This is a genomic window from Turicibacter sp. St.80E1 (genome assembly GCF_059728495.1).
Map to the genome: position 1 here is coordinate 2076195 of NZ_AP039386.1, position 12075 is coordinate 2088269.

The following is a 12075-nucleotide window of genomic DNA, read 5'->3' on the forward strand; positions in this document are numbered from 1 at the left end:
AAAGGAGGTGATCCATCCCCACCTTCCGGTAGGGATACCTTGTTACGACTTCACCCCAATCATCTACCCCACCTTAGGCAGCTCCCTCCTTGCGGTTAGGCCACTGACTTCGGGTGTTGTAAACTCTCGTGGTGTGACGGGCGGTGTGTACAAGACCCGGGAACGTATTCACCGCGACATTCTGATTCGCGATTACTAGCGATTCCAACTTCATGTAGGCGAGTTGCAGCCTACAATCCGAACTGAGATTGGCTTTATGAGGTTTGCTCCACGTCACCGCTTCGCTTCTCTTTGTACCAACCATTGTAGCACGTGTGTAGCCCAGGTCATAAGGGGCATGATGATTTGACGTCATCCCCACCTTCCTCCAGTTTGTCACTGGCAGTCTCGTTAGAGTCCCCATCTCACTGCTGGCAACTAACGACAGGGGTTGCGCTCGTTGCGGGACTTAACCCAACATCTCACGACACGAGCTGACGACAACCATGCACCACCTGTATCCATTGTCCCCGAAGGGAACCCTCTATCTCTAGAGGCGTCAATGGTATGTCAAGACCTGGTAAGGTTCTTCGCGTTGCTTCGAATTAAACCACATGCTCCACCGCTTGTGCGGGTCCCCGTCAATTCCTTTGAGTTTCAGTCTTGCGACCGTACTCCCCAGGCGGAGTGCTTAATGCGTTAACTTCAGCACTGAGGTTCGACCCCCAACACTTAGCACTCATCGTTTACGGCGTGGACTACCAGGGTATCTAATCCTGTTTGCTCCCCACGCTTTCGCGCCTCAGTGTCAGTTGCAGACCAGGAAGCCGCCTTCGCCACTGGTGTTCCTCCATATCTCTACGCATTTCACCGCTACACATGGAATTCCACTTCCCTCTTCTGCACTCAAGTCAACCAGTTTCCAATGACCCTCCACGGTTAAGCCGTGGGCTTTCACATCAGACTTAATTAACCACCTGCGCGCTCTTTACGCCCAATAATTCCGGATAACGCTTGCCACCTACGTATTACCGCGGCTGCTGGCACGTAGTTAGCCGTGGCTTTCTCATAAGGTACCGTCAATTGATAGTCATTTCCTCCTATCACCTTTCTTCCCTTATAACAGAATTTTACAACCCGAAGGCCTTCTTCATTCACGCGGCGTTGCTCGGTCAGGCTTTCGCCCATTGCCGAAGATTCCCTACTGCTGCCTCCCGTAGGAGTCTGGGCCGTGTCTCAGTCCCAGTGTGGCCGTTCACCCTCTCAGGTCGGCTACGCATCGTCGCCTTGGTAGGCCTTTACCCCACCAACTAGCTAATGCGCCGCAGGCTCATCCATCAGTGATGCCAGGAGCATCTTTAAACTTTCGTCCTATCCGGTATTAGCGATCGTTTCCAATCGTTGTCCCCGTCTGATGGGCAGATCACCTACGTGTTACTCACCCGTTCGCCGCTTCCCACCGAAGTGGTTCGCTCGACTTGCATGTATTAGGCACGCCGCCAGCGTTCATCCTGAGCCAGGATCAAACTCTCCATAATTGTTTGTTTCCTTAGCTTGCGAAATTTCTTTCGCTCATGATTCTTGACGTTCTGTTTAGTTTTCAAAGAACTTCTCTCGCCTTTTGGCGACTTCTTTATCTTACCACATTCGACTTTTTTGTCAAATGTTTTTTTATCTTTTTTTGTAAGATTTCTTGTCTGCCTCTCTTGGCGACTTTTCTAGTTTATCATGTTCAACCGTTTCTGTCAAACACTTTTTAACTTTTTTTGTTTTCTTTTCCATCGCCCTTTTGGCGACTCATTTATAATAACATCTTGTCATCTAGTAGTCAACCGATTTTTTATATTTTTTAATAAATTAAATAAGATATCGTCGAAATAAAATATTTTTTCATTATTTAATATTTTTTTATACCATTCAAGGGTCCTATATAATCAGCTTTCACATAAAGGATTCTATCTCCTACACTCTATGAGGGTATTTTTAAAAGCTTTAATCACGAAAACTATTCTCTCACGTACACGCGTACATCTGATCTACACTACAAAATATTTTTTTACAATGAACCATTTTCCGTGACATACTCATCCAGTTGATAGTTATCATGCCAGGTTACCTACTAATCATCCATCTCTCGTATAATCCTTAAATTGCTATCTAACTAAAATTCATTTCCTATATGTTCGGAATCTTATGCGTGCATGAGCTTTTCATCTCTCAACTTGTAATATTCTGCGTGTTTGACTCTAAAATCAAAAAGAGCGGTATTAAGCTAACTAGCCCTACCACTCTTTCAATCTATTCCTCAGGTGCATTCTCAGGTTCTACAACCTCAATTTTAACCCTAATAATTCGGCGATCTTCTACTTCAATAATCGTAAATATCAGGTTATGATACTGATACATATCTCCGATTTCCGGGATATCTTCTATTTTAGAATACATCCAACTTCCTAATGAATAAGCGTCTTCTGGAATATCTAAATCAATATCCATGATATCAAATAATTCATCTAACTCTATTTCGGCCTTCACCTCATAGAGAGTATCACTTTTTTTAACGACCAATTGTTCCTCTTCATCGTGTTCATCATATATTTCCCCTACGACTTCCTCTAGAACATCTTCCATCGTAACCAATCCGGCAGTTCCTCCGTACTCATCCGCAACAATTGCTAAATGTTGTTTTTCTAATTGTAACCGGGTAAGTAAATCTGAAACGCGCATTGTATAGGAAACATACATTGGATCACGCATCACATCTGCAATTAAAAGATCATCTGTTGATCCATTTTCAATAATAGCAGAAAATAAGTCACGTTCATAAAGAATACCAACTATATTATCACGCGATTCATCGTAAACGGGAATACGTGAATATTTTTCTTCAAAAAATACATTTTTAACATTTTCAGTAGAATCATGAACATCTACGGCAACAACATCAACACGAGGAGTCATAATATCTTTTACGAATGTTTCACTTAAATCAAGAACACTCTGTAACATTTCAACCTCATCCTGTTGGAGTACCCCTTCTTCTTCCATAGTATCGATAATTACATTCAGTTCATCTTCCGTAACTGAAGGTTCGTCTTCTTTTTTACTGTATAATTTAGCTACAAAATCCTTTAATACCATAAAGATAAAGATTAAAGGCTTCATTACTTTTATCATATAATAGTAGATAGTACCTATTGACAATGCTAACGATTCAGAGTTTTCCTTTGCGTAAGATTTGGGTAAAATTTCACCAAAAATGATAATTAAAACGGTCATGACAGCCGTCGCAATTGGAGCACCCGAAGCACCTAGATTTAAAACTTCTGTTGCGACAATCGTTGCAAGCGATGCAGAGGCTAAATTAACAATATTATTTCCTATTAAAATTGCTAATAATACTTCATCAAATCGTTCCGCTACATTTAGTGCCTTTTTAGCTCCAGGTCTACCATCGTCTACATATTGACGTAAACGAATTAAATTTACACTTGAAAAGGCAGTCTCAGAGGCACTAAAAAAGGCAGATAGAATAATCATGATAACAAGTATTACATAATACATGGACGGGTCCAAGGCAATTCACACTCCTATAATTTTCTATTTTTATTATGTAGTTTACTATATCAATTTCAAGGGTATTTGTCAATAATACGTCCAGGTTTATACAAATTCACTACAAACTAGATAACAAAAAGAAACCCCTAATAATTAATATGCTCTAGAGTATATTAATTATTAGGGGTTTTCATTCCTTTAATTAATAAAAATCTAACGGATTAGGTGCGTAGCTTGGTTGACTTCCCGTATTTGGACGAATTTCAAAATGTAAATGTGGTCCTGTTGAGTTTCCGGTATTTCCAGCTTCACCAATCGTCTGTCCACCTTGGACACTGTCTCCTGCCGAGACATTCAATGAATTTAAATGCGCGTAACGAGTATAATAACCGTTTTTATGATCAATTAAGATATTATTTCCATATCCATTACTATATCCAGCACTAATTACAACACCGCCATCAGCTGCATAAACAGGTTGCCCAATATAAGCCTGAATATCGATAGCATAGTGTCCGCTATAACATAAATAGCCACAGGTTACTGAACGCGTAGTCGTTGGCCAAATCCAATTCCCACTTCCTACACCAGAAATAACCTTTGTCCCTCGTTTTACAATTTGTTTAACCGGTTCTGATAGTTGTGAATCTTCTACGACTGATAAAGAAGATTGTACGCCATTTTCGTAGACAATATTCAGCCGCTTTAAACTTTGCCCATTTTGGCCTTCTTGTTCAATGACAGTCTCTCCTTTTGGTAACGTACTATCATCAATATATTCCACGTCATATGGCAATTCTGTAATTTCAACTTTTTCTTTTTCAGTCTCTACAATAATCATTGGATTCAATGGCGTTACATCTAACTCCATTCCTAATAGCTCATTCCAAGATAAACCGTTGATTTGAGGATTTAATAAGTGTAATTCCTCTTCAGTCAAACCATTCTCTGTGGCAATATCCCATAATGATGAATCTTCATTAAAAAGTACCGTCTTTTGAGGCTGCGTTTGACGATATAACACCATTCTTCGCGTTTCCTCACGACTTAAAATACCATCTAAATTAGCATATTCAGTTTCTACCTTAACCGGTTCTAATAGTTTTGCACCAATATATTGTGAACCCGCCTCAGTTAAAGGAGTAATCTCATTTTCAATATCCATTATTTTCTGAATATCTTCCACTCCAGTGTAATGCACCATTAACTCTAAAAGTGTATTAGTCACTACATTGGCATCCTCTACTACAAACTGTTCCTCGTTAATTGAAATTTTATAGGCCGAAACCTGGAAATTTGCTTTTTCAGCCACTGTTTCTAAAACGGATTGACTATCTAGCGTATTTAACGGTAATAAAGTAACCTCTTTTTCAAGTCGAACATTAGTCGGCGATTTAATAACTGTTTGCTTTTCATATTTCTTTGATAATTCCTCTTTTTGTTTATTTACTAAATTATCATATTCACTTTTATCTGTTATAAGCCCAATAGGCTCTTCATCTACATATACACGATAAACAACATTTTGTGTTGTTACTGGAGCTGCCTCCACTAGTTTTTGCCTATTCCCCGTTATACACATGGTGACAATTAATGCACCAATTATCTTGTTCTTCATATCATTACGACCTCCACGCCTTATTTCACAATACAATAAGGTAATTTTTTAGTCTTGGTGACTGTTAGAATCTATATAAAATTAATTTTTTATCTAAGTTCCCTCTCTGACTTTAATTTTTTCACACAAATGTGTCCAATTTGTGTCTTTCTAAAGATTTTCTTAATAAAACGACTATAAATGAACAATTTTATCAGAAATTATACATCTTTTCCACATTAATTGTTGAATTTTTTCTATTTAATTAAAAATATTAAAGCGTGTCTCCTTTAGTAATGCTTAATTAATTTTTAACGATTAATATTTACCCTTAGTAATTCCAAGCCTTACCTTTTTAAGTATTTTTTATTATAAACTTTAAGGCATTATATCTTAAGATAAAGAAGAAAATTTTAAGTTTCTCAAGGTATCTGGTGCTAGTATAGTTTTATGGACACACTTAAGTTAAGTCGTTACAATAGACTTAATAAAAGGATGTGTCTGTATGAAAAAATATAATAATGAATTTAAATCAATGATTGTTGAACTTTATAAAAATGGACGTTCAGTTAAAGATCTAAGTCGTGAATATGGTGTTTCAGAAGTAACAATTTACAAATGGATTAAACAAATTTCTCCGATTGCCTCGGTAGATGATACAGAAATTACCCTAGAGGATATTAAACGCATGAAGCAAGAAATGTTACGTCTGCAAGAGGAGAATGAAATATTAAAAAAGGCTATGACCATATTCGCGAGAAAGTAAGTCAATCTGAATTATGTCAGTTTATTAATCAACACCATCAGGAACACGATATTAAGCAACTTTGTGAGGTCTTAAGTGTTCCAAGAAGTACTTATTATCAATCGAAGCATCAAACTGAATCAAAATGGGAACGTGAAAATCAGAAACTACTTGAACGTATTAAAGAAATTTATTTTGAAAGTAAGTGTCGGTATGGTGCTATTAAGGTACACCATCAATTGATTAAAGAGGGATTCACTGTTAGCTTGAAACGTGTTCAACGGTTAATGAAATCAAGCGGTTTAGCTTCGATTATTCAAAGAAAATATACTCCTTATAGACAGTCTAAGGAACTTGTTTTAGAACGTAATAACATTCTAGAACAGGATTTTTCGACGACTTCAATTAATCAAAAATGGGTATCCGATATTACTTATATTTACGTTCAAAAAGAAGGTTGGTGCTACTTAGCTTCAGTGATGGATTTACATTCAAAGAAAATTATTGGTTATCATTTTTCAAAACAAATGACCACAGATATTATCGTAAAAGCTTTAAAGAATGCCTATGTTTCTCAAAAACCTAAAGATGAGATTATTCTCCACACTGATTTAGGATCACAGTATACTAGCCAAGAGTTTAAAGACTTAACTTCAGACTTTAAGATGATCCAGTCTTTCAGTCGTAAAGGATGTCCTTATGATAATGCTTGTATCGAATCTTTCCATGCCACTCTAAAGAAAGAAGAAGTGTATCAAACTACATATGTGACATTTGAACAGGCTAGAATGGCCCTATTTCAATATATTGAAGGCTGGTATAATCGCAAAAGGATTCATGGTTCCATTAATTATTTAACGCCAGAAGAATGTGAGCAACTTGCACGACAAATTGCTTAAAAACTTAACTTTTTTGTGTCCAAAATATTGACCTAGATCCAATCCACTCTAATCAATTAGATACCGAGTTATAGGATTTCTATTTGTCTTTGTTTAAATAATACCGAAACCGTGTCATTACATAAGAAAAAGCACCTCTCTCATAGAACTAAAACCAGACTAATCATAAAATATCATTTTTCTGGTTTATATCTATTATAAGGGCACTTTATTTCCCGTTATTTAATTACCTTTTCTAATTCACTATTGATGCAGTCTACAGTCTCATTCATAATCGTTTCAATCTGATACGGAAGTCGTAACATTTGTTGGGAAGCTCTTTGAAAAGGAAGGTACACAAAACTAAATTCAACTTGATTAGGCAATGGGATTGAGCGATGTAATTGTTTTTTCACGACATTATAATACTCCTCCTGAGAGATAATAGTAGCATAATCTACAGGGGCTATTCCCTTTGTTAAATCATATCGTACTTTCGCCACCTCTTCGGTTAATAAATAATTTAAATACTTGGCAGCTAACTCCTGATTCTTCGACGATTGAGTTATTTGATACGTGTCGATTTTTGTATATGTATACGGTAAAATATCCTCTACAAAGTTAGGAATCGCTTGATAGCCTAAATTAGGATACACCTCTAATAGAGAAGATACTAATGAGGCTGGAGCAATTAACAAATCTGATGACTGATTGATAAACGATCGATACACTTCAAATTCGGTTTGATAAACCAATGATTTATCTAATAAATAAAACATTGCGGCTATTCCTCGAATAGCATCCTCATTGTTTAACCCAATATCATAAAAATTAGTATCACCAAAATTATCAACACCCACGGTATATCCCCCAAATCCAGTAACAAATGGATTAATATGATATATACTTTGATAATCAATCGCTAAAGATATGTCCTCATCAAATAACTGCGAAAAAGATTGTATGCCGTATTTAAACATTTCCTTATTATAATACAAAATATCGGTCTGCGCATTATAAGGTACCCCATAATACTCGCCCTTTACCTTAAAAGCCGATTTTACATTAGGCAATATATTAAAGGAATCGAAAATATCACTCATTGGATGAATGGCATTCATTTCTACTAGATCAGAAATTAAAGTATGTGAAACATTAATAATATCCGGATACTCATTAGACTTTTTATATAGCGGCAGATTGGTTATGACTTTATCGGAGGGAATAATTTTCAATTGAACCTCTACGTTATACATACTCTCAAAAATAGGATTTACAGTTTCTAATACCTCATAATCCGATTCATTAACCCATACTTGCAATACCTCAGATGACTGTAGATTAATTTGATTAATGTACTTATATAAACCTAGCATTATAAAAATTAAAAAAATCAGATATACCATTCTCTTCATCCAAACACCCTCTCATATTCATTTATAAAGGATTATTTTTAACTATCATTTCCATTTATCTGATGTTTATTATATCAAAAAAAGAGGTGGCAAACACCACCTCTTTTCTATATAAAGGATAAATATAATTTATATTAAAGTTATAGAGTAACCTAAGTTTATTTGGCAGTTACTGACGACACTCTCTTATGCTTCGTACTAAACCGTAATGCTGTTAACAATCGAGGGGAAATTAATTCATATACACCCAATACAATTAAACCTTTCAATGCGTTAAACGGAACATAAACAAGCGCAATGGCAGCTCCATAACCTAAGTTAAAAGGTAATCCTGGAATAAAAGAATCCAAAGTTGCCCATTCTATAACATCTGTAAACCATAATCCCCCGAAATAAATAGGTGTAATAAAGAGATAATTACATATCGTTAAAATAAGAGAAAACCCTGTAATAACTAAAATGAATCGTAATGCCTTTTGTCCTATTTTTGATCCAGAAATATATTTTTTTATTATAACGTACAGAAACGCTAAGGTCGTAGAAGCAATAAAGGCTGTAATAGATCCGATATGCATAGGTGTTGCACTAAGACCTAGCATAATATTTAATAGGGACTTAAAGAAAGCCACCATAATTGCCGGAATCAATCCAAATAATTCAACAGTTAATAGTACAATTAATTCACTTAAATCAAATTTTAAGAAGGGAACTAATGGATAAGGAATTTCAATGAGCATTAAAATTGTCCCCAATGCAATAAAAACCCCTAGTAAAATTAAATTCTTTGTTTCTTTGAAACTTGTTGTTGCGTTTTTCATACACTCTCCTCCAATACATTTAAAGTTTTAGTGAAATGCAAAAAGATCTCACGTTAATAAACCTTCGTGAGATATATCCTAAAAAGAGTATATCAAAAACGAATCTTCTCCCATCCAGACTTTAACTGTCGGCTCTGGAATTTATACCAGATCAACCTTACGGCTTGCGGGCTTTACCGCCGGTAGGGATTTTCACCCTGCCTCGAAGATTTATTAAATGGATTCAATTTACACTGTCATTTTACCCCTTTATGACTCTCATGTCAATAATCCCCTACGGATTATTTCTTTATTTTACCATTTTCTTCGCGAATGAATACGTACCGTATAATTTTGGGGATTAGCGTATGTTTCAACAAATTCCAAAACTTGGCCATTCATTAAAACCGAAGTTAATTCTAAATAGAGTAAAGGTTCATTTAATGGTACCTCTAATAATCGAGATACTTCCTCGTTAGCCTTAATGGCTGTTACAGTTTGTGACCCGGATGCAATTTTAACATTTAATGCCTCATCCAAAAATGCATAAATCGAGGTATTAATAACTGATTGAGGTAACTCTTTAATCACAGATACAGGAATGTAATTATGTTCCAATGTCATTGGACGATTATCCGCCATACGAAGTCTTAATAAACTATGTACACGGTCATGAATCTTAATTTCTAACTTTTGGGCTAATCTCTCGTCCGCCTCAATTAGCTCATAACTAACAACCTTTGTATGAGGTCTCATTCCCTTACTACTTATTTCAGAAGTAAAACCTACTAATTCTGCAATAGGTTCATGCAGTTTATCATCAGCAACAAATGTTCCCACCTTATCTTTACGATATAGCTTCCCCTCCTGGATTAATGATTCAATCGCCTTTCTCACGGTCATGCGAGATACCGAATATTTTACGGCTAAGTCACGCTCTGATTGAATAATAGCATTAGGTACCAATTGTTTAATTTCCTCTTCAATTAACCCCTTTACCTTTAAATAAATTGGCTGTGTCATGTCCAAAACCCTCTTTCATAAAATAAAAGGGACGAATCGCCCCTCTAACTATTCAATCTCCATCAGATTATGATAAACACTTAAAACATCCTCATAATTAAATCCTTTTCTTATTAAAGCCGAAACAACCTTTGTTTTACGTTGATAGTCATTTAGACTCCGGTGCTTTTGATAATACTTTTGCACCTCTTTCCTTAAAATAGCTTGTTGATTATCTTGAGTATCTTCCACTTCTAACTGATTCATAACCCTATCGATTATTTGTTGATTAAATCCTTTATTAATTAACTGATTTATAACTTTTTGTCTAATAACGTGCACTCCGTATTTATAGTTACTATTGATTATACGATGGGCAATTTTTAATGCATGTTCAGTCTGATATTCCTCTCCATACGCAGGAAGATACTGATCAATTACCGATTCAGATACCCCTTTTCTTATTAACTCTAACTTTATTTTATTGGGACCCTTTTTCCCCATTACCATTTCTTGATGAATATACGATCTTACATATTCTCCATCATTTAATAATCCAGCATTAATTAAACGTCCTAAAACCTCATTAATAACATGAGCAGCATAATTTTTAGATTCTAATTTTTCTTGGATTTGAGCAGTAGTGTAAGAGCGCCGTGATAATAATTTTAACGTGTATTGATAGGCATCACCTAAATCCAACTTACCGTTCAATTCATCAATTTGTAACTCGTCTAATTCTTTCCCAACGACTAGCCTAAACTTTAAAACGAGCTCTTCATGAACGGGCAACAAAACAATTTGCCCATTCGGAACTCTTAAAGCAATTTCATAATCGGGACCATTTACATGGGTAAGCTTTAATACTTTATAGTTGTTGTTCGTAGTACTCATCACTATCTTTCAACACATCCTCAACAATTGTTTTAGCCGAATATGCTCGCGCTAACTGTTTAATATTACATTTCATTTCGTCCAGTAACCCGTCTTCATTTAAAATGATTAATACATGATAGATTAACTCTGCTTCACTCGTCACAATCACGGCAGCATTTTTATCTGAGAAATATTTTGCATTCTCTAATTCTTGTCCGTAAACTGGATTATATAAAATAACCGGAACACCTTTAATTGCAGCCTCAGTTAGTGAGATTCCACCTGGTTTCGTAACCATTAAATCAGCAATTGAGAGCAGCTCATGCATTTCCTGACAGTAACCTAATACCTTGAGATTTTCATATTCATCCAACAATTGAATTACTTGATCATATAACTTTGTATTATTTCCACAGACAACAATAACCTGAATCTGAGGTTGGGAAGCTAAGCGGGCTGCAATCTCATCAACATGTGAAACAACACCATGTGCCCCTGCTGCAACTAAAACTGTACGCTTTTGAGGGTCTAACCCATATTTTTTATAAATCTCTTGGCGGTTAAGCTCCTTATAAAACTTCCCATGAACAGGTATTCCTGTTAACATAAATTGACTTTGTGTCAATCCATTAGCGACTCCCCAAGCCACCATTCGATTATTGGCCACATAGTGACGGCGTGCCCCCTTGTAAAGCCATAGCCCACTTGCGTAATAATCAGTAATAACTGTGTAGATTGGAATTTTAAATCCTTTATCTTCTAATGTATATAAGGAAGTTACCGGAAAGACACTAATAATAGCATCGGGATTAAAAGACTCGATTTTATTTCGCAATGATCGCATTCCAAACTCCAAATAGGGTTTCAAAATTTTAGCTTGAAATGAATCATGAACGGCGTAACTAGACCCGTAATATAACATGCGATAAACGTCTTTACCAATCGGTTTATAACTTTTTAAATAAGCCTTTTGAATAGTTTTAGATAATGTCGGAAACTCTTCAGAATATAAATCATATTCTTCTACAATAACATTTTCGTACTTGGAGAATTCTTCCGTTAGTGAACTAGACACTTGTAAATGCCCGCTACCAAAAGGAGCAGTTAATATTAATACTTTCTTTTGATTTTTCATTATTTCCTCTCCCTCTCACTTAATCTCTATTACTATAAAATGTTAAAAATCTAAATAATATGATATCATAAAAAATATTTTGTATCCATTATT

At 35.8% G+C, this 12075-nt stretch carries 8 protein-coding genes, 1 rRNA gene and 1 riboswitch; of the genes, 1 reads left to right on the forward strand and 8 read right to left on the reverse strand.

What is annotated here, in order from left to right; translation table 11 throughout:
- From AC6I0I_RS09925 to AC6I0I_RS09935, 3 genes are all read right to left on the reverse strand, one after another.
- Positions 1–1517, reverse strand: a 16S ribosomal RNA gene (locus AC6I0I_RS09925).
- 760 nt (positions 1518–2277) lie between these two features.
- Positions 2278–3555 carry a hemolysin family protein gene (locus AC6I0I_RS09930; protein ID WP_161832291.1) on the reverse strand — a complete coding sequence of 426 codons (1278 nt, stop codon included), beginning with the start codon at positions 3553–3555 and terminating at the stop codon, positions 2278–2280.
- A gap of 184 nt (positions 3556–3739) precedes the next feature.
- On the reverse strand, positions 3740–5155 hold the full coding sequence (locus AC6I0I_RS09935; RefSeq protein WP_161832292.1) for a peptidoglycan DD-metalloendopeptidase family protein: 1416 nt from the start codon (positions 5153–5155) through the stop codon (positions 3740–3742).
- A 484-nt stretch (positions 5156–5639) separates the two neighbouring features.
- On the opposite strand from AC6I0I_RS09935, the gene AC6I0I_RS09940 reads away from it, so the two are divergent.
- A protein-coding gene (locus tag AC6I0I_RS09940) for an IS3 family transposase (RefSeq protein ID WP_262953963.1) occupies positions 5640–6778 on the forward strand; the annotation gives its coding sequence in 2 pieces (ribosomal slippage) (positions 5640–5865 and positions 5865–6778; 1140 coding nt in all).
- A 218-nt stretch (positions 6779–6996) separates the two neighbouring features.
- Here AC6I0I_RS09940 and AC6I0I_RS09945 read toward each other — a convergent pair.
- The 5 genes from AC6I0I_RS09945 to AC6I0I_RS09965 form a co-directional block, all read right to left on the reverse strand.
- On the reverse strand, positions 6997–8172 hold the full coding sequence (locus tag AC6I0I_RS09945) for a sugar ABC transporter substrate-binding protein (RefSeq protein WP_161832293.1): 1176 nt from the start codon (positions 8170–8172) through the stop codon (positions 6997–6999).
- 158 nt (positions 8173–8330) lie between these two features.
- Positions 8331–8990 (reverse strand): ECF transporter S component, encoded by a 660-nt coding sequence (locus AC6I0I_RS09950; RefSeq protein ID WP_161832294.1) that lies wholly within the window; start codon positions 8988–8990, stop codon positions 8331–8333.
- 98 nt (positions 8991–9088) lie between these two features.
- Positions 9089–9204: riboswitch (FMN riboswitch) on the reverse strand.
- Positions 9205–9284: 80 nt separating this feature from the next.
- Positions 9285–9992 carry a GntR family transcriptional regulator gene (locus tag AC6I0I_RS09955; protein ID WP_161832295.1) on the reverse strand — a complete coding sequence of 236 codons (708 nt, stop codon included), beginning with the start codon at positions 9990–9992 and terminating at the stop codon, positions 9285–9287.
- 48 nt (positions 9993–10040) lie between these two features.
- A complete protein-coding gene (locus AC6I0I_RS09960; RefSeq protein ID WP_161832296.1) occupies positions 10041–10865 on the reverse strand; it encodes a RecX family transcriptional regulator in 825 nt (274 codons plus the stop codon).
- Positions 10840–11982 (reverse strand): MGDG synthase family glycosyltransferase, encoded by a 1143-nt coding sequence (locus AC6I0I_RS09965; RefSeq protein WP_161832297.1) that lies wholly within the window; start codon positions 11980–11982, stop codon positions 10840–10842. The genes AC6I0I_RS09960 and AC6I0I_RS09965 overlap by 26 nt, the downstream gene beginning before the upstream one ends.
- Between the last annotated feature and the right edge of the window lie 93 nt (positions 11983–12075).

Excerpts from the sequence above, each read along its gene's own strand:
- AC6I0I_RS09955 (WP_161832295.1), bottom strand. The coding sequence starts at position 9,992 with ATGACACAGCCAATTTATTTAAAGGTAAAGGGGTTAATTGAAGAGGAA.
- AC6I0I_RS09935 (WP_161832292.1), bottom strand. The coding sequence starts at position 5,155 with ATGAAGAACAAGATAATTGGTGCATTAATTGTCACCATGTGTATAACG.
- AC6I0I_RS09950 (WP_161832294.1), bottom strand. The coding sequence starts at position 8,990 with ATGAAAAACGCAACAACAAGTTTCAAAGAAACAAAGAATTTAATTTTA.
- AC6I0I_RS09945 (WP_161832293.1), bottom strand. The coding sequence starts at position 8,172 with ATGAAGAGAATGGTATATCTGATTTTTTTAATTTTTATAATGCTAGGT.
- AC6I0I_RS09960 (WP_161832296.1), bottom strand. The coding sequence starts at position 10,865 with ATGAGTACTACGAACAACAACTATAAAGTATTAAAGCTTACCCATGTA.
- AC6I0I_RS09965 (WP_161832297.1), bottom strand. The coding sequence starts at position 11,982 with ATGAAAAATCAAAAGAAAGTATTAATATTAACTGCTCCTTTTGGTAGC.